The 17,826-nt window shown below is 34.5% G+C and carries 16 protein-coding genes and 2 pseudogenes; 5 read left to right on the forward strand and 13 right to left on the reverse strand.

Going from position 1 to position 17,826, the window contains the following annotated elements:
* Positions 1-129: 129 nt before the first annotated feature.
* Positions 130-1,152: a phosphate ABC transporter substrate-binding protein PstS gene (gene pstS, locus ACLGLP_RS02090; protein ID WP_492113287.1), complete on the reverse strand. Its 1,023-nt coding sequence runs from the start codon at positions 1,150-1,152 to the stop codon at positions 130-132.
* A gap of 201 nt (positions 1,153-1,353) precedes the next feature.
* Between pstS and ACLGLP_RS02095 the strand changes: the two genes are divergently transcribed.
* On the forward strand, positions 1,354-2,730 hold the full coding sequence (locus ACLGLP_RS02095; RefSeq protein WP_492113288.1) for a hypothetical protein: 1,377 nt from the start codon (positions 1,354-1,356) through the stop codon (positions 2,728-2,730).
* A gap of 63 nt (positions 2,731-2,793) precedes the next feature.
* Here the strand turns inward: ACLGLP_RS02095 and ACLGLP_RS02100 are convergent, their stop codons facing one another.
* The 5 genes and pseudogenes from ACLGLP_RS02100 to hcp all read right to left on the reverse strand — a co-directional run bounded on the left by ACLGLP_RS02100 (position 2,794) and on the right by hcp (position 7,382).
* Positions 2,794-3,711, reverse strand: a complete 918-nt coding sequence (locus tag ACLGLP_RS02100) for a hypothetical protein (protein WP_492113289.1) — start codon at positions 3,709-3,711, stop codon at positions 2,794-2,796.
* 17 nt (positions 3,712-3,728) lie between these two features.
* A pseudogene (locus ACLGLP_RS02105) lies at positions 3,729-4,702 on the reverse strand (iron-containing alcohol dehydrogenase).
* 89 nt (positions 4,703-4,791) lie between these two features.
* Positions 4,792-5,460, reverse strand: coding sequence for a 4Fe-4S binding protein (locus ACLGLP_RS02110; protein WP_492113290.1), 669 nt, complete (start codon positions 5,458-5,460; stop codon positions 4,792-4,794).
* A 91-nt stretch (positions 5,461-5,551) separates the two neighbouring features.
* Entirely contained in the window at positions 5,552-5,695 is a 144-nt protein-coding gene (locus ACLGLP_RS02115; RefSeq protein WP_492113291.1) for a hypothetical protein, read from the reverse strand.
* A gap of 52 nt (positions 5,696-5,747) precedes the next feature.
* Complete coding sequence (gene hcp / locus ACLGLP_RS02120) at positions 5,748-7,382, reverse strand: hydroxylamine reductase (protein WP_492113292.1); 1,635 nt, start codon at positions 7,380-7,382, stop codon at positions 5,748-5,750.
* A 127-nt stretch (positions 7,383-7,509) separates the two neighbouring features.
* Here hcp and ACLGLP_RS02125 point away from each other — a divergent pair, with 127 nt between their 5' ends.
* Positions 7,510-8,190, forward strand: coding sequence for a Crp/Fnr family transcriptional regulator (locus ACLGLP_RS02125; RefSeq protein WP_492113293.1), 681 nt, complete (start codon positions 7,510-7,512; stop codon positions 8,188-8,190).
* Between the two features lie 114 nt (positions 8,191-8,304).
* Positions 8,305-8,421 (forward strand): annotated as a pseudogene (locus tag ACLGLP_RS02130) (YedE family putative selenium transporter); the annotation flags it as partial.
* A 158-nt stretch (positions 8,422-8,579) separates the two neighbouring features.
* Here ACLGLP_RS02130 and dapA read toward each other — a convergent pair.
* The 4 genes from dapA to dapF form a co-directional block, all read right to left on the reverse strand.
* Positions 8,580-9,461, reverse strand: coding sequence for a 4-hydroxy-tetrahydrodipicolinate synthase (gene dapA / locus ACLGLP_RS02135; protein ID WP_492113294.1), 882 nt, complete (start codon positions 9,459-9,461; stop codon positions 8,580-8,582).
* Between the two features lie 32 nt (positions 9,462-9,493).
* On the reverse strand, positions 9,494-10,228 hold the full coding sequence (locus ACLGLP_RS02140; protein ID WP_492113295.1) for a BsaWI family type II restriction enzyme: 735 nt from the start codon (positions 10,226-10,228) through the stop codon (positions 9,494-9,496).
* Positions 10,206-11,057, reverse strand: a complete 852-nt coding sequence (locus tag ACLGLP_RS02145) for a DNA-methyltransferase (RefSeq protein ID WP_492113296.1) — start codon at positions 11,055-11,057, stop codon at positions 10,206-10,208. Before ACLGLP_RS02145 ends, ACLGLP_RS02140 begins: the two co-directional genes overlap by 23 nt.
* A gap of 185 nt (positions 11,058-11,242) precedes the next feature.
* Entirely contained in the window at positions 11,243-12,106 is an 864-nt protein-coding gene (dapF, locus tag ACLGLP_RS02150; RefSeq protein WP_492113297.1) for a diaminopimelate epimerase, read from the reverse strand.
* Positions 12,107-12,167: 61 nt separating this feature from the next.
* Between dapF and ACLGLP_RS02155 the strand changes: the two genes are divergently transcribed.
* Positions 12,168-12,458 carry a hypothetical protein gene (locus ACLGLP_RS02155; RefSeq protein WP_492113298.1) on the forward strand — a complete coding sequence of 97 codons (291 nt, stop codon included), beginning with the start codon at positions 12,168-12,170 and terminating at the stop codon, positions 12,456-12,458.
* On the opposite strand, the gene aroB is transcribed toward ACLGLP_RS02155, so the two are convergent.
* From aroB to trpB, 3 genes are read right to left on the reverse strand one after another with little or no spacing between them, the layout of a single operon-like run.
* Positions 12,392-13,492: a 3-dehydroquinate synthase gene (aroB, locus tag ACLGLP_RS02160; protein ID WP_492113299.1), complete on the reverse strand. Its 1,101-nt coding sequence runs from the start codon at positions 13,490-13,492 to the stop codon at positions 12,392-12,394. The two genes, ACLGLP_RS02155 and aroB, sit on opposite strands and share 67 nt — an antisense overlap.
* Positions 13,489-14,280 carry a tryptophan synthase subunit alpha gene (trpA, locus tag ACLGLP_RS02165; RefSeq protein WP_492113300.1) on the reverse strand — a complete coding sequence of 264 codons (792 nt, stop codon included), beginning with the start codon at positions 14,278-14,280 and terminating at the stop codon, positions 13,489-13,491. The genes aroB and trpA overlap by 4 nt, the downstream gene beginning before the upstream one ends.
* Before the next feature lie 5 nt (positions 14,281-14,285).
* Positions 14,286-15,479 carry a tryptophan synthase subunit beta gene (gene trpB / locus ACLGLP_RS02170; protein WP_492113301.1) on the reverse strand — a complete coding sequence of 398 codons (1,194 nt, stop codon included), beginning with the start codon at positions 15,477-15,479 and terminating at the stop codon, positions 14,286-14,288.
* Positions 15,480-15,563: 84 nt separating this feature from the next.
* Between trpB and ACLGLP_RS02175 the strand changes: the two genes are divergently transcribed.
* Entirely contained in the window at positions 15,564-17,729 is a 2,166-nt protein-coding gene (locus tag ACLGLP_RS02175; protein ID WP_492113302.1) for an IGHMBP2 family helicase, read from the forward strand.
* The last annotated feature ends 97 nt before the right edge of the window (positions 17,730-17,826 follow it).

A 17,826-nucleotide genomic window follows, 5' to 3' on the forward strand; every position in this document is an offset into this window, starting at 1 on the left:
TTACAATTTTAATCTCAAGTTTTTAAATCTTCAATTTTTATTTGAAGTGAAGTTTTTTGAAGTGAAGAGGGGTCCCACTAAAGGGGACCCACCTCTAAAAATTTATTTTCTTACGAAAATTTCATGAGTTTAATAAATCTCATGAGCTTTCCAGTAATCTCTTATCTTCTTTTTTATCTCATTTGGAAGAGGAACATACTGAAGATCAATAGCTTGCTTGTCCCCATGAGTGTAAGCCCAATCAAAAAATTTAACAACTAACCTGTTTTTTTCCTTTTTCTCTTGAGGTAAAAGGATATAAGTAGCACCTGCAATAGGCCAAGAATTTTTACCTTTAGCATTTGTCATCCAAGTATAGAAGTGTTTTTCTGGATTCAGATCAGAGGTTTTAGCTGCCTCTTTGAAAGACTCAATGGAAGGTGCTACTACCTTTCCACTTGCATTTTTTAAATAAGCAACAGGTAGTTTATTCTGAATGGCATAAGCAAATTCAACATACCCTATAGCATAGGGAGTTCTTTTTACATAATTTGCTACACCTTCATTCCCTTTTGCCCCAATCCCAGCTTTCCAATTTACTGAAGTTCCATAACCAACCTGGCTTTTCCACTCAGCACATACCTCTGTTAAATAATGCGTAAAAATGGCAGTAGTTCCAGAACCATCAGATCTGCGTACAGGAACAATTTCCTTATCAGGAAGATTTACCCTTGGATTTAACCTTTTAATCTGGGGATCGTTCCACTTTTTAATCTCTCCTAAGTAAATTTTACATATAGTACTTCCATCAAGCACAAGTGCAGTATTTTTAAGTTCAGGGATATTATAGGTTATTACAACACCACCTACTACTGTAGGAAACTGTAAAAGTCTTTTTTCTTTCAATTCCTCAGGTTTAAGAGGCATATCGCTTGCCCCAAAATCTACGGTTCTATCAGTGATCTGTCTAATTCCTCCCCCAGAACCAATAGGTTGATAATTGATTTTTATTCCTGAGTTTTTATAGTATTCGTAAGCCCAAGCAGAATAAAGTGGATACGGAAAAGTTGCTCCAGCTCCATTTAATACCTCGGTAGCAAATACCTCCTTACCTAAACAAAAGCACAACCCAATCATTAAGGTAATAATTAGATAAAGTAACTTCTTCACCATAATCCACCCCTCCTTTTTAAAATTTTTTCTTATAGTATATGCTCCTTTCTTTAAAATTTTTTTAAAGAAATGTTAAAGCAAGGTTAAAATTGAAAATTCCTTAAAACCTCTGTAACTTTTAACATTTCCTTTATACTTTTTTAACATTTTTTTAACACTTCTCTGCTAAACTAAGAGAAAAAATTAAAGAGGAGGTGGAGTATGAAAAGGTTTAAAATCCTTTCCTTAGCTTTTTCCTTAGGTTTAATTGCCTTACCAAGTTTTAAAGCCAACGCTGAAACTTTAAATCAAACAGCCCTTGACCAAAAAATAGCAGAACTCAAAACCCTCCTTGAGGAATACGAAGTAAAAAAACAGGAAATCCAAAAACTTCTCTCAGAACTTGAAAAAAAAGAAAGCGAATTAAAGAGCCGGGAGGAAAACTTGTCTACTATAGTTAAAGAGATAGAAAAGACCAAGGAAGAACTTAAGACCAAAGATAAAGATTTAGAAAACATCGTTAAGAATCTAAAGGGACTTAAAGTAAATGGACTCTGGTATATATCTTACATGAACGGTAAGGGAAAAGATGTTGGTGGGAATGCAGGAGATGATAAACAAAGAAGTCAAGTTGCTATAAAAAGAGGCTATGTAAGATTTACCAAAAGCATAACCCCCTGGTTTGAAGGTCATGTAACCTTTGATGTAACTCAGGTTAAAGAAGAACTGCAAAAACCTAATACTACTAATATAGATGGTTCAATAATGGTTAGAACCAAATACATTTACGGAAAATTTAAGTTTCCTGACTTTGGATTCTTAACTAAACCTGAACTTGAATTTGGACAGGTTCACTTTCCCTGGCTTGACTTTGAAGAACATGTAAACTTCTATCGCTGTCAGGATACCATGTTTACGGAAAGAAATGGTGTCTTTAATTCTGCAGACTTTGGAGTAACCTTTATGGCTCTTCTTGGCGGAGAAATGCCAGATTGGTATAAAGAAAAGGTCAATTCCCACTACGCAGGAAGATACGGAAGCATTGCTTTAGGAATTTACAACGGAGCAGGGTATCATGCCAGAGAAAAAAATAACGATAAACCCATTGAAGCAAGAATAACTATAAGACCTCTTCCAGACCTCTTACCAGGTCTTCAGTTTTCCTACTTTGGAATTCGCGGAAAAGGAAATCAGGAAAAGAATCCTCCTAACTGGCAGGTTAACATTCTTTTTGCAAGCTATGAACATCAATATTTTACCGCAACTGCCCAATATTACTGGGGTAAATCAAATCAACAAGGAACAGATAACTATGACAAAGACGGATACTCCTTCTTCTTAGAATTAAAACCCTATGCCTTCTCTAATCTTCCCATAAGTCTAATAGGAAGATACGATTACTTTGATCAAAATGATGATAAGAAGGATTTAGATGATGGTAAAGTGGATGAAAGCAAAAGATACATTGTTGGCATTGCCTATCACCTTGACAAACCACACAAAAACATGATTTTACTTGACTATGACCATGTGGACTACAAGGACAAACTTTTAAAAGATGACAAGAGATTTCAACTAACCTTACAGGTAAGTTTTTAAAAAGGCTACCTTCATACTACACCTTCTTTATTAAAGAGGGGGAGAGGTTCAAACCTCTCTCCTTTATTCGTATTTTTTAATTCTAAGAAGTTCTTCAAAAATTTTTCTCAGCTCAATAAACTTTTCGTGGGAGCCTCCTTTATCTGGATGAAGCTCTTTTGCCTTTTTCCTAAAAATTCTTAACAGCTCTTTTCTGGATAAACACTTTAACTCCTCAATAGAAATGCCAAGAATACGGAAAGCCTTTAAATAAATCTCTTTTTCTTTGAGCTGAACTCCTCTGGGTTTAGAAAAGAAGGGAACCATGTCAAAATACATCCAAACATATCTACAAAAATAGTTTCTATGAAGTTCTTCCTCACTTAAACCCATTCTAAAGGTGGAGTCTTTTAAAATTGCACAAAGGTTGTTTATAAAAAGTTTATCTATTTCTTCCTGAGTTGCCCTGGAAGATACATAGGAAAGACCAAAAATTGCCAGAAGGTATTTTATCTTTTCTCTGTGTTTCAGCCTATCCTCTAAGTCCCAAAAATAGTTTTCAAGCTCATCTCTAGATTTTTCACATAAATCACTCAAGAAAGGATAAGGGATGTGCATAAATTTTTCTGGATTAGTGACTCCAAACTTTAAAACAAGCCTTCTTTTAATGTCAAAAGGATGAATTTCTTTTAAAGAAAACTTTTTGCGAACCCTTTTTATACTTTTTGGACGGGTAAACTGAGTGATTATTCTTTGAGCTTCAGGATTTAAAAACCTGAAAAAGAGTCTTTCAAGCTCCCACTGGTCAACTTTATAACCTAATTTTTCAAGTTTGTCTTCAAGATCAATGGAGAAGGCAACTTCACTGTAGTAGGTAATGTATTCTTCTGGAGAGGAACCAAGATTTAAAATGGTTTTGCTTCTCCAGTAGGGAGCCTCATAATAAGATTCCTTTAAAGAATATTCGTAGTGTCCTGCAACAGGTCTTCTTGCAATATACATATTCTTATTTTAAATCTCTATAAAGCTTTTTTCAATATTTCTGCTATTATCTCTTTGGTATAAATGTTTTCTATCCCCCACACTTTGGCAAGATTGTATCCATTTTCTGCAATCTCTGGTATTTCACTTTCTGAAATGTTTACCTCTTTCAAGTTAACAGGTGCTCCTATCTTTTTAAACCAGCTTTTTAGAGCTTTTATTCCTTCTTCAGCAGAATTAACTCCAAAAATTTCCTTGGCAAATCTATCAAACTGAGCTCTGTTTTCATCCTTATACCACTCCATCCAGGCAGGAATTACTATAGAAAGGCATGCTCCGTATGGAAGATCATAAATTCCTCCAAGTGCGTGAGCTATAAGATGATTGGGGAAAAGTCCTCCTCCCACACCAGTTCTTGTAAGTCCATTTAAAGCAAGGGTTGAAGCCCACATAAATTCAGCTCTTGCCTGATAATTGCGAGGCTCTTTAAGAATAATCTCTGTGGTTTCCATAACTGTTTTTATAAGTCCCTCTGAAATCCTGTTTGATATATTGGGACATACCTTGCAAGTAAAGTAATATTCAATTATGTGAGCTATAACATCTACCGAAGCATAAGCTTGATACTGGGAACTCACCGTATAGGTTAATTCGGGATCAAAAATGGATACTCTTGGGAAGATGTGTTCTGAATCAAGATTGAGTTTTTACAGAACCCCCACATACAGCAAGAACTGCTTCAACTCCGTTTTCCTTGGCTTTTTTAATTCCCCTCTCTTGTATGAGAAAGCACAGGATTGGGCTTAACTCCCGAGTGTTCTACAAACTCAATTCCTGCATTTTTTAAAGAATTAACAACCCTATCATAAAGCCCTATCTTTTTAATAGATTCCCTGCCATAAACAAATAAACCCTTTTTAATCCTGTCCTTTTTCAGGATTTCTCCAATCTTTTCTTCTGTCTTCTTACCAAAAATTATTCTTGTTGGCACATAGAATTCAAAATTTTCCATAACCCACCTCCTCCTTAAAATAGGTTTTAATTAAGTTAATTATTTTCAATCTTTTAAACAAGAAGATGTGAGAAAACAAAGCACTATTCTCAGAGTGATTGCAGAAAAAGCGAGTTAGCATCTAAAAATCCAATCCTTTCAATGATTGCTCCAAGTCTTTCTCCTTTTACATTGTGTTTTTTGTAAAAATTAAGCACTTTTTTAAAAATCTCTATTACTTCATTTTCATTAGCATAGCTTAAAAAGGTTGCCAAACGGGGATGTCTTCCCAGTTTTCCACCTATATAAATTTTATATCCTTTGAAATGTTCCTTTAATAGCTGTTCAGGACATATCCTTATACATGCACCACATCCAACACACTTTTTTTCATCAATTACAGGACCATAGTCTGTAAGTGTAATTGCTTCTTCTTCACATACCTCCACACATGAGCCACAGAAAGAACACTTTTTAACATTTACCTCAGGCTCAACCACTCCATGTAAGGCAAAGTCACATATGTAAATCTGGGAACAGGCATTGGGACATTCAGAAAGCCCTACCTTAAATTTATGGTGAATTTTAAGCTTACCTTTCACTTTTTCTTTTAAAAACTCAGTAATTTTTTCTTCTTTTAAAATCCTTTCCAGATCCTTTAAAAGATTTTCAGAATTAGTTATAGCATTGGGGCAACCATTTAACCCAAAACATCTTTTGATTTTATATCCCTCTTCTGTTTCGGACAATTTTTTAAAAATTTCTTTTTCTATTCCCATAGTATTAAACCATAAAAACTATGATCTTTCTTTTAAACATTTTTCTGCATACTTACAGTATTTAATACATTCATTATTGTTTATTTTAGGATTAAAAACTTTTTTTCTTACACTTTGGACATTTTCTAAAAACATCGTCTTTGAAAAATTCTACTTCCTCTCCACAATAAGGACATTTTACCTCAAAAATTGCATCTTTTCCCCACAATCTCCAATCCTGTCCGGGACATCTCACAATTATTACCCTCCCTTATAATATTATTAAACACTTTATAACAAGGTCCAACCTAAGGTTTAGATTCTCCAAGTATTGCTTTAATATCCTCTTCTGGAGTAGTAATTGGTTTTAAACTATATTTTTCAACAATAAAATTAGTTACATTCTTGCTCAGAAAAGCAGGTATACTCGGTCCAAGTCTAATATTTTTTATTCCCAGATAGAGTAAGGTTAAAAATATGGCTACAGCTTTTTGTTCATACCAAGAAAGCACTAAAGAAAGCGGAAGTTCGTTTATCTTTACATTAAATGCCCTGGAAAGTGCAAGAGCAATCTGAATGGCTGAATAGGCATCATTGCACTGTCCAATGTCAAGAAGCCTGGGAATACCTTCAATGGTTCCAAGGTCCTTGTCAAAGAATCTGAATTTTCCACATCCAAGGGTAAGTACGAGACAATCCTGAGGCACCTTCTCCACAAACTCGGTATAATAATTTCTTGCGGGCTTTGCTCCGTCACAGCCACCTACGAGGAAAAAGTGTCTGATTTTGCCAGCCTTAACAAGCTCAATCACCTTATCAGCCACCGATAGTACAGCATTCCTTGCAAAACCAGTCATAATATCCTTTCCAGGGACATCCTCCTTGAAACCCTCCATCTGTAGGGCCATCTTAATAACAGGTGTAAAGTCTTCATCAGGAAGGTGCTTCACTCCTGGATAACCCACAGGTCCGAGGGTAAAGACCCTGTCTTTGTAAGAATCCTTGGGAGGCATAAGGCAGTTGGTGGTCATCACGATGGGGCCAGGGAAGACCTCAAATTCCTTTTGCTGGTTCTGCCAGGCTGTGCCATAGTGGCCATAGAGATGAGGGAATTTCTTGAGTTCAGGATAACCATGAGCTGGAAGCATCTCTCCATGAGTGTAGATGTAAATTCCCTTACCCTCTGTCTGTTTGAGAAGTTCGTAGAGGTCTTTTAAGTCGTGTCCAGAGACAAGGATGGCCTTTCCAGCCTTAGCACCAAGGGGCACTTTGGTAGGAACAGGGTGACCAAAGGCAAAGGTATTAGCCTTATCAAGTGCCTCCATGGTAAGAAGATTTATTTTTCCTGCCTCAAGGGCCCTTTCCACCCAGGTCCTAAGATCTGAAGTTTTATCCTTGTAAATGTTCACCAGAAGTTCTTTGAAGGCCCGATAAACCTCTTCATTTCTTACTCCAAGCTTTTCGGCATGATAAGCATAGGCAGCAATTCCTTTTAAGGCATAAAGAATGGTCAATTTAAGACTTGCAATGTCCTCTCCTTCCTCTTTTAAAACATTGGGCTCAATCTCCCTTTCTTCTGCCTCCTTAATGAGAATTTCCATATCTTTAGCTGGCTTATAATTGGCCCAGGGGGATGTGACCTCAACTTTAGCCTCATGCTTTAATTCTTCTCTTAAGTTTACTGCTTTCTCAATATAAGCTCTAATTCTTTCCGGGGCAAAATTTACATTGGTCAAAGTTGAAAACATTGCCTCCATCAGGAAAAAATCCACCTCATCTTTTTTCATTCCCTTTTTTTCTGCCTCAAGTGCAACCTCTAAAAGGCCAGCACAAACATAAATTAGAAGGTCCTGCAACACATCCGTTTCATGGGTTTTACCACAAACTCCCCTTACAGTACAGGCAAAACTCTTAGCTGTTTGTTCACACTGATTACAAAACATAACCTCTACCTCCTCTTTTATTTTTAGAATTTTTCTTAATATAAATTTTAAAATCGTTCTTTTTATTTTTCCTTGATGTAGATCAAATTTTGCTTTAAATTAAATGTGTTCCACGTGGAACACAGCAATGAAAGAAAAAGAAAAAATCTTGGCAAGTTTAAATAAAAGCTCCCTTTTTCAGGGATTGCCTAAGGACATACTTTCTGAAATAGCAGATCTTGGAATAAGTTTAAATTTTGAAAAAAATCAGGAAATTTTTGAAGAAGGGGAAAAGGCTCTGGGATTTTACCTCGTGTTAGAAGGATTGGTAAAAATTTACAAAATTTCTCCCAAAGGAAGGGAGCAAATAATTCACATACTGGGACCAGGTGATATTTTTGCTGAAATTGTTCTTGGAGGAGCCGATACTTATCCAGCCTATGCCCAGACCCTTACAAAGACAAGCCTTGCCTTTTTTGAAAGGAAGAAATTTTTAAACCTGATCCAGAGAAAACCTGAAATTGCCTTAAGTATTATGGCACTTTTTGCCGTAAAACTTAAAACTCTCGTAAAACAGATAGAAAATTTAACATTAAAAGAAGCTGGAGAAAGGCTTTTAAGCTATCTATGGGATTTATCAAAAGAAGGGAAAAAACCGGTTTTTAATCTGAACCTCAGCAAGTCGCAACTTGCCCTTCTTCTTGGAGTAACTCCTGAAACACTTTCAAGACTTTTTCAGAAATTCAAGGATGAAGGGCTTCTTGAGGTAAAGGGAAAAGAGATAAAACTTTTAAATCCAGAATCCTGGAAAAATTATCTTGGTCTTTAGCTTATAGAAAATATTTATTAATTAAAGATTTTCAATTGATACAATCAATTTGACTTATCAGCTAAAAAAATTAATTAAATAAAATTAAGCTAAATAATTTTTGTAGGGGTAGCTATGAATGGATTAAAGAACTTTTTTGCCACGCGTTGGGGAATTATTTCAGTAGGCTTAGTTATTGGAATTTTAGCACCTATCCTTCAAAAACTTGGTAATCCTCCAAACATGGGTATAGGATATGAAATAGAAAAAGCCTGCATTTTGGGAGCTAAAATAAACAGATTCGCAGGAAAGCTTTCAAACCCTGATCCTTCAACCCAAATCTCAGAAATTGTAAAATTTATTCCAGAAACAATTAAATTGGTATTATAAAAATTGTTCCACGTGGAACATTAAATTAAATTGTAAGTTTCTTTTAAAACAGTTTTTAAGGTTTCTAAAGATTTTTCAGTAAGTGGAGCAAGTGGCATTCTAACTTCTGGGGTTTCAATTTTTCCCATAAGCCAGAGAGCAGTTTTGGCTGGAACAGGATTTGTCTCAACAAACATGGCTTTGTAAAGCTGATAGAGCTTTAGATTAAGCTCCTGAGCTTTTGTTACTTCTCCATTTAAAGCTGATTTCATAAGTTGAGCCATCTCCTTTGGAACAACATTTGCTGCAACTGAAATCACTCCCTTTCCTCCCAGCATAACCGTTGCATAGGCTGTAAAGTCGTCCCCAGAAAGAATAGTAAAATCCTTAGGACACTTGAGGAGAAGTTCTGAAACCTGTTTTATGTCTCCGCAGGCTTCCTTTATGGCTACTATGTTTTCAATCTGAGCAAGTTTAGCTGTTGTTTCAGGAAGTAGGTTAACCCCTGTTCTTCCAGGAACATTATAAAGTATAATGGGAATTTTGGTGTTTTTTGCAATGTAGCTATAGTGCTCATAAAGCCCATTTTGCGAAGGTTTGTTATAATAGGGAGTTACTATTAGTGCTGCATCAAATCCCATCTCCTCTGCAAGCTTGGTGTATTCAAGAACCTTTTTGGTATTGTTCGTGCCTGTTCCTACAATTAAAGGAACTTTCCCTTTTGCTTCTTCTAATGCTATCTCCATTATTCTTTTTCTCTCTTCAAAATCAATAGCTGGAGCCTCTCCTGTTGTTCCAAGAACAAGTATTCCATGCGTTCCAGATTCTAAATGCCATTTTATCAGATTTCTTAATGAGTTTTCATCTACCTTTCCATCTTTAAAAGGAGTTACAAGTGCTACAATGGAGCCTTCTAATTTCATTGCTATTTCCCTCCTTTTTAAGAAATTCTTGCTTATTTTAAGTTTTTTAAAACCACACCAAATTCGCTTATAGGTCTAATCTTTTCCTGTAAAATAGAGAAGTCTTCTTTATTAGCATACCTTTTTTCAAAAGTTTTATGAATTTCTTCATATTTTTTCTTATTTGTAATAAAAGTGTAATCAATAACATGTAAAATTATGTAACGATTGGTCTCGTTTTTTAACTCTTCATCTTTATCGCTTGTTATAAAAATAACAAAAATCTTGGAACCATGCCTTTCCTCAATCTCTCTTTTCCAAAAAGCTGTTTCAGTTAATCGTTCTCTCAAGCTGGTTTTACAGGAGATAATTGCTTTTATTCGTGAATCTTTCTTATTAATAAGCAATATATCTGCATCTGGCCATATTTCATTCCAATTTCTAATTACAATTTGTTCTTTAAGAAATTCTTCTTTAACTCCCTCTTCTCCAGTAATAACTTCGAATTTCTTTTTCAATTCATCATCTTTATTAATAATCTGTTTTAAAGTTTTAAAAACTACCCTTTCATATAGCAATCCTCTACAAGATTTCCAAGCCTGATCTCTACTTTTTTGCACAGGATAAAATTCTTTTAAAATCAATTTTAATTTGTTTTCAGTTATTTCATCAAAATTTTCTAACGCCTTTATCCAGTCTTCTTGAAATTCTTCTTCTTTAACTATATTTTCATAAATTTCTTCCAACTTTTCAAAAAGTTCTTTTTTACACCTTAATTTCTTTCGCAATTTTTATTCTACTCCATAATAAATTTTGTTTCTTAAACACTTCTTTTAAAATTCTTTTTTTTGCTAACTCACAATATTTTTCATCAATTTCAACTCCAATTCCTTTTCTATTATATAAAGCACAAGCGATTAAGGTTGTTCCACTTCCTAAAAAAGGGTCAAGTACAGTATCTCCAACATAGCTAAAAAGCTTAATACATCTCTTAGGTAATTCAAGAGGAAAGGGAGCAGGATGTCCTATTTTAGTTCTTTTTTCTCCAGAAAAACTCCACAATCCGTTAGTCCATTCCATAAATTCTTCTTTAGTTATATCTGAAATCCCTTTATTTAATTTTGACCAATTTTCTTTGTAAAATACTATAATTACTTCTACTGGCGCTATTACATATGGTGCTCTTGCACTTAGCCAAGAACCCCAAGCCGTTCTTCTTGAAACATTTCCTTCATTCCAAATTATCGTAGAAAAATACTTCCATCCTACATTCTTTGCAATAGCTACTATATCTGCATATACACTCTGAAATCCTGCCTCTTTTCTTCCTTTACTTTTATCTAAAGGAATATTTAAACATAATCTTCCATCATTCTTGCTTAATAAATATGCCTTTTTTAACCATTTTTCGGTAAATTCAAGATATTTCTCATAGGGAATATCATCGCTAAAGGAATTATAATGAATATCTACATTATATGGTGGAGAAGTAATAATTAAATCAATAGAGTTTTCTTGAATAAAGGAAGTTTCTAAGAAATCATCATGAATTATCGTTATATCACCAAATTCGCTTTGATAGTAAATTTTCCCTTTAACATCTTTTTGAAGACTCATCTTTCATCTTAAATATCTCTCAAAAAGAAAAAAAATCAAGAAGTTAAAAGGTAATGGGATTATGCAATTCCCTTTTTCTTATAACATAAAACCCATCTCTCTATAAAACCTTCGGAGACAAGGAAAGGATAATCTTTAGTGCCGAAACTTAGGGATAATAAAAACAATTTTTATAATATTGATTTTTATAAAATTGCATCTTCTTTTATTTTACCTTCGCAAATAAATCTTGTATCTCCCTCTAAATATATTTTATTGTTTTTATCTTCAATATAAACAGTTAGGATTTCTCCGCCCTTGGTTAAAACATCTATCTTTTCTCCAACTAATCCAAGTTTGTAAGCTATATATGCCCCTGCTGCACTTCCTGTTCCACAGGCAAGGGTTTCTGCTTCAACCCCTCTTTCATAGGTTCTTATTTTCAAATACTTTTTATCTTCTTCGGTAACCACTTCCAAAAAATTTACATTTGTTCCAGCTGGCTTAAACATTTCATGATATCTTATTTTAGGACCTATCTTTTCTACAGGAGCTGAGTTAATGTCTTCCCAGAAAATGACTACATGGGGAACACCTGTATTTACATAATGAACAAGAAACCAATCAAAATCCGTTCTTACAACAAGATTTAGTTTTAGATCTTTAGGGGAAGTAAGTGCAATTTTTACTCTTTTTCCTTTAACTTCAGCGTAAATAAGACCTGCTTTTGTTTCAAAATAAAAGGGGCTTTTAAAAAGACCAAGTTCTTCTACTAATCTTGCCACGCATCTTGCACCGTTTCCGCACATTTCAGCTTCACTTCCATCAGAATTAAAGAAATGCCAGGAAAAAGATGCCCCTTTCTCTTTTGCTTTTTCAAGAAAAATAAGACCATCTGCTGAAATTGAAAACTTGGACCTACAAAGCCTTTGAGCTAAAAGTTTTTTTTCTTCTAAACTGAATTTGTCTTCAAAATTCAAAATTACGATAAAATCATTCCCTGAGGCTGAAAGCTTGTAAAATGTGTAATCTTTAAAGTTTTCTAAAATAGGCTCTAAGTTACTACCCATTGATTTTGATTTTAGCAAAGCTTCAATTTTTTTCAAATGTTTATTAAAATAAATTTTAAACATGCGAAGAATTTTAAAATTTCTTTATCTAAACAAAATTAGATATCTTTTATGTGGAGGTGTTGCAGTTAATTTATATGGGGTAAAACGCGATGTTGAAAACCTCCAAAAATTACAAAAATTAAAAGCCTTGATGAAAATTGATATACCCTTAGAAAAAATTAAAGAGTATATGAAGCTTTCTCCTAAAAAACTTGAATTTCTTGAAGAAATAAATTTGCTAAATTATTCAGTATTTTCTAAAATTTTAGAAATTGCTTCTTCTAATTCTTCAAAGGATGAAACCTCGTAAAATTTAGCCTTTCCTATTTTTTGAAGAAGAACAAGGGTAAGTTTTCCCTTCCATACCTTTTTATCTTTTTTAATATGGGAAAGCAAATTTTTAAAGTCAAGCTTTTCTGAAATCTGAGAGATTTTATAGGGCATTTCAAGTGTTTTAAGAAGTTTTATAAGCGGTGCTGAGACTTCTTTTTCTGCTATACCAAAAATTTCTGAAAGTTTTGCAGAAATAGCCATTCCCACTGAAACCGCAAGCCCATGAGGAATAGTATAATTTAGTTCGGTTTCTATAGCGTGCCCAATTGTGTGCCCAAAGTTTAATATTCTTCTTAACCCACTTTCCTTTTCATCTTTTGATACAACATAAGCTTTGGCTGAACAACTTTCATAAATTATATACTCAACATCCTCTGGATTGAGTTTATAGATTTCTTTTCCTTTTCTTCTGATAAAATCAAAAAGTTTTTTCTTTAAAATGCATCCATATTTTATAACTTCTGCAAGTCCGTTTTTTATTTCTACTTCAGGAAGTGTTTTTAATACAAGTGGATCAATATATACTTTTGCTGGCTGATAGAAAGTTCCTATAAGATTTTTACCCTCTGGAAGATCAACTCCTGTTTTCCCACCAACTGAGGAATCAACCTGAGAAAGTAAAGTGGTAGGAACTTGAATATAAGGGATTCCTCTTAAGTATATACTTGCAAGAAAACCTGCTATATCGCCTACAACACCTCCTCCAAGAGCTAAAATCATATCTTTCCTATCAAAATTTTTCTGAACAAGCCTTCTTGCAAGCTCAACAACTGTATTTATGTTTTTTGAACTCTCACCTGCGGGAAAAGAAAAAACTTCTGCTTTTATTTTGGCTTTTTCAAAAGCCTTTAAAATTCTCTCTGCATAAAGTCCCTCTACCTTACTATCTGTAATAACTGCAATTTTTCCAAAATCAAAATTTTCTTTTAAATCCTTGGGAATTTCCTCTAAAAGATTCTCTTTGATTAAAATCTCATAAGAAGGTTTTGTTTTTACCTTGAGAAGTTTCATTTTAAAGCTTTGAGAAACCTTTTAATTTCAGAGGGAGCCTTTTTCCCTTTCTCTTCAACGATTTTTACAATGGCACTTCCGATGATAATTGCATCTGCATAGGGAGAAAGCATTTCTACATGTTCTTTTTTTGAAACTCCAAATCCAACTGCCACTGGAATACTTGAAAGTTCTTTAACAAGTTTTAAACGGCTTATAACATCTTCGGGAAGCTTTTCTCTTTCTCCTGTAACCCCTGTTAAAGAGATATAATAAAGGAATCCTAAAGAAACCTTGGCAATTTTTTTAATTCTTTCTTCTGAAGAGGTAGGAGCAACTAAAAATATGGTAGCAAGTCCTTTTCCTTTGTTTGCCTTTAACCAGGGAGAGGCTTCCTCTATAGGAAGATCTGCAATGATAAATCCTGAAAGTCCTGAATCAAGGGCAGATTTAACAGTATTTTCAAGTCCGAAACGATAAATAATATTGTAGTAGGTCATGCAAACAAGAGGGATTGGATAATTTTTTTGATTGAGTTTTTTTATAAATTCGAAAAAGGCATCAAAGGTAGGTTTATTTTTTAAAGCCCTTACTACTGCTTTTTGAATAGTTGGTCCATCTGCTACTGGATCAGAGAAAGGGAATCCAAGTTCAATACAGGCAGGCTCTACTTCTGCAAGTTCCCAAAGAATAGCCTCTGTAGTCTCCAGATCAGGATCCCAGCAGGTTATATAGGGAATAAAAGGAACTTCTCCTCTTTCTTTTTTTATCTTTATTAAATTTTCTATTGTTTTTGCTCCCTTTTTCATGTTCCTTAGCTGTTTTTCTCAAGGTATTCCTTTACAGCTATTACATCCTTGTCTCCCCTTCCGGAGAGATTAACCACAACTATGCTACCTCTTGGTAAATCTTTGGCAATTTTTACAAGATAGGCTATGGCGTGAGAAGGCTCAAGTGCTGGGATTATACCTTCTGTTTCGGAAAGAATCTGGAATCCCTCTAAGGCTTCTTCATCAGTTACGGATACATATTCTGCTCTTTTTGTTTCTTTAAAATAGGAGTGCTCAGGACCAACTCCTGGATAGTCAAGCCCTGGAGCAATGGAATGAGCTCCTTTTATCTGTCCCACTTTGTCTTGTAAAAGATAGGTTAGCATACCGTGAAGAACTCCTGGCTCACCTACAGAAAGGGTAGCTGAGTGATAATCTGAATTAAGTCCATGACCTGCTGCTTCAACCCCTATAAGCCTTACTTCTTTATATTTAGAAAAGGGATAAAAAATTCCCATGGCATTTGAACCGCCACCAACACAGGCTAATATAACATCTGGAAGTCTTCCTTCCTTCTTTAGTATTTGTTTTTTTGTTTCTTCTCCTATAATGCTCTGAAAGTCTCTTACCATCATGGGATAGGGATGGGGACCAACAACTGAGCCTATTACATAAAGGGTGTTTCTTACATTGGTAACCCAATCTCTTAAAGCTTCGTTTATGGCATCTTTTAAAGTTTGAGTCCCTGAGTAAACTGGAACAACCTCAGCTCCCAGAAGTTTCATACGAAATACATTTAAAGCCTGTCTTTCTGTATCTTTTGCTCCCATATAAACTACGCACTTCATGTTAAGAAGTGCACAGGCTGTGGCAGTGGCAACTCCATGCTGACCCGCACCTGTTTCTGCAATAATGCGCTCTTTCCCCATTTTTTTAGCAAGAAGAACCTGACCGATGGTATTGTTTAGCTTGTGAGCACCTGTGTGCAAAAGATCCTCTCTTTTTAAATAAACCTTTATGTGCCCACCAAGGTATCTGGAAAAATTTTCTGCATAGTAAAGTGGAGTGGGTCTTCCTGCATATTCCTGAAGAATCGCCTTCCATTCCTTCCAGAAAGACTTATCCTTTTTTATTTGAAAATAAGCCTTTTCAAGCTCGTATAAAATAGGAATGAGAGTTTCTGGAACAAAACGACCACCAAATTTTCCAAAATAACCTTTTTTATTGGGAAGCTTCATAATGTTTTCAATATAAAACCACTTTTAAAATTAAGCAAGCTTAATCCTATAAATTTTATTTATTTCTGTATTAAAATTTTAAAAATGCCTTTACTTATACCGGGAATTTTAAATGAAAAGACCTTTAAAAGAGCTCTAAAAAGCTTAGGGATTAAACTGAATGAAATAGAAAAGATTTTTTGGGCTAATTACTCTGCTCTTATCTACCTAAAAGATGAGTCTTTGTGCAATTTTTACCCTCATCTTATACCAGATAAAAATACCGTAAGAGAAATAAAGAAGGTTCATGAGTATGTAGAAAAGTTTAAAACTCTTATTAATCTTGAAAGGATAGCTGAAATAAAGACTCAGGAAGAAGAGATTAAAAAACTTTCTGGAAAGGAAAGAGAGCTTTTTGGAAGAGCTATTCTTAATCTAAGAGGATTTAAGGCAGGAACGAAATTTCATCTTTATCTGGTAAGGTTTTCAAGGGAAAAACCCATTGAAACAGAGATAAAAACAGGAGATGTGGTTCTCGTAAGTAAAGGAAATCCTCTTAAAAGCAATCTTGTAGGAACTGTTTTTAGACTTACAGAGAAAACCGTTACTGTGGCATTTGAGCAGAGACCTCCTCAGTGGCTTTATAAAAAAGGAATCAGGATAGATCTTTATGTAAATGATGTGACTTATAGAAGGATGGAAGAAAATCTTGAAATTTTAAGGCATGCAGAAGGCAGGCAGAGAATTCTTAGAAATATCCTCATAGGACTAAGTAAGCCATCAGCAACTCAGGAAAAAGATTTTGCTCCTTTGGATTCTAATCTAAACGAAACTCAGTTAAAAGCAGTTAAAAAAGCTCTGGGAGCAAAGGATTTCTTTTTGATACATGGACCCCCTGGAACAGGAAAAACACGCACTTTAACAGAACTTATTGTTCAGCTGGTAAGAGAGGGTAAAAAGGTGCTTGTGGCAGCTGATTCCAATATTGCAGTGGATAATCTTATTTTAAATCTTTCAAAATACCCTGAGGTTAAACTGGTAAGATTAGGGCATCCTGCAAGGGTAATGGAAGAGCTGGAGAGATTTTCTATCTTTGCCCTTTTTGAAAAGCATCCAGAGTTTGAAAACATACAGAAGGGATGGACTGAGGTGAGAAATTTGATTGAGAAAAGGAACAAGTTTGTCAAACCTGTTCCAAAAATAAGAAGAGGACTGAGTGATGAGGAAATAATTTACTTTGGCAAAAAGAGGCAAAAGATAAGAGGAATTTCTCCAAGTACTCTCAAATCCATGGCAAACTGGTTGATTTTAAATCAGGAGATTGATAGAAGGATTAAAGCTTTAAAAGATAAGGAGGAAAGCATTTTTAGAGAATTGATTCTCTCTGCTGATGTGGTGCTTTCAACCAATTCAATGGCTCATTCGGAATTTTTAAAAAATATTCACTTTGATGTTGCGGTCATTGATGAGGGAAGTCAGCAGATAGAGCCTTCAACTCTTATTCCTATTATGAAGGCTGAAAAGTTTTATATTGCAGGAGATCATAAACAGCTTCCTCCCACAATTCTTAGTGAAGAAGCAAAAGAGCTTGAAAACACTCTGTTTGAAAAACTTATAAAAAGATTCCCAGAACTTTCTGTTATGCTTGAGATTCAATATAGAATGAACGAAAAAATTATGGAATTCCCAAACAAAGAGTTTTATGGTGGACTTTTAAAACCTGCAGAAGCAGTAAAAAATCAAACCTTGGCAGACTTTAAAGTTAAGTCTCCTAAAAGATTTACAAAAATTCTGGCTCCAGATGAGGCTATATCCTTTTTAGACACCTCAGAAATAAATGCAGAAGAACATCAGCCTGAAGGTTCAACTTCTTATGAAAATCCTTGCGAAGCTCAGCTTGTTTTAAACCTTGTGGAAGAGCTTTTAAAAATGGGAGTAGATAAAAAAGATATAGGGATTATCACTCCCTATGCAGCTCAGGTAAAAAGAATTAAACAGATGTTTTTGGAAAAGAACCTGAAGATTGAGGTTAATACTGTTGATGGTTTTCAGGGAAGAGAAAAAGAGGTAATTATTATCTCTTTTGTGCGTTCAAATAAAGAGGGGGAGATTGGATTTTTAAATGATTTGAGAAGACTAAATGTTGCTATTACAAGGGCAAAAAGAAAGCTTATTTGTATTGGTAACTCCAAAACGCTTTCTCATCATCCAACTTACAAAAGATTTATAGACTATATTAAAGCTGTAGGAGTCTATGAAATTCAAAAATAAGCCTGATGACAGGTTTTGCTTCTTTTGTTCTTAAAAAACTAAATAGGAGGCTATACATTAATACATACTGCTTTTAATTCTTGACTTTTTTCTAAGT

It is taken from the genome of Caldimicrobium sp. SLHALR3, from assembly GCF_058692735.1.

Excerpts from the sequence above, each read along its gene's own strand:
- pstS (WP_492113287.1), bottom strand. The coding sequence starts at position 1,152 with ATGGTGAAGAAGTTACTTTATCTAATTATTACCTTAATGATTGGGTTG.
- ACLGLP_RS02095 (WP_492113288.1), top strand. The coding sequence starts at position 1,354 with ATGAAAAGGTTTAAAATCCTTTCCTTAGCTTTTTCCTTAGGTTTAATT.
- ACLGLP_RS02100 (WP_492113289.1), bottom strand. The coding sequence starts at position 3,711 with ATGTATATTGCAAGAAGACCTGTTGCAGGACACTACGAATATTCTTTA.
- ACLGLP_RS02110 (WP_492113290.1), bottom strand. The coding sequence starts at position 5,460 with ATGGGAATAGAAAAAGAAATTTTTAAAAAATTGTCCGAAACAGAAGAG.
- hcp (WP_492113292.1), bottom strand. The coding sequence starts at position 7,382 with ATGTTTTGTAATCAGTGTGAACAAACAGCTAAGAGTTTTGCCTGTACT.
- ACLGLP_RS02125 (WP_492113293.1), top strand. The coding sequence starts at position 7,510 with ATGAAAGAAAAAGAAAAAATCTTGGCAAGTTTAAATAAAAGCTCCCTT.
- dapA (WP_492113294.1), bottom strand. The coding sequence starts at position 9,461 with ATGAAATTAGAAGGCTCCATTGTAGCACTTGTAACTCCTTTTAAAGAT.
- ACLGLP_RS02145 (WP_492113296.1), bottom strand. The coding sequence starts at position 11,057 with ATGAGTCTTCAAAAAGATGTTAAAGGGAAAATTTACTATCAAAGCGAA.
- dapF (WP_492113297.1), bottom strand. The coding sequence starts at position 12,106 with ATGGGTAGTAACTTAGAGCCTATTTTAGAAAACTTTAAAGATTACACA.
- ACLGLP_RS02155 (WP_492113298.1), top strand. The coding sequence starts at position 12,168 with ATGCGAAGAATTTTAAAATTTCTTTATCTAAACAAAATTAGATATCTT.
- aroB (WP_492113299.1), bottom strand. The coding sequence starts at position 13,492 with ATGAAACTTCTCAAGGTAAAAACAAAACCTTCTTATGAGATTTTAATC.
- trpA (WP_492113300.1), bottom strand. The coding sequence starts at position 14,280 with ATGAAAAAGGGAGCAAAAACAATAGAAAATTTAATAAAGATAAAAAAA.
- trpB (WP_492113301.1), bottom strand. The coding sequence starts at position 15,479 with ATGAAGCTTCCCAATAAAAAAGGTTATTTTGGAAAATTTGGTGGTCGT.
- ACLGLP_RS02175 (WP_492113302.1), top strand. The coding sequence starts at position 15,564 with ATGCCTTTACTTATACCGGGAATTTTAAATGAAAAGACCTTTAAAAGA.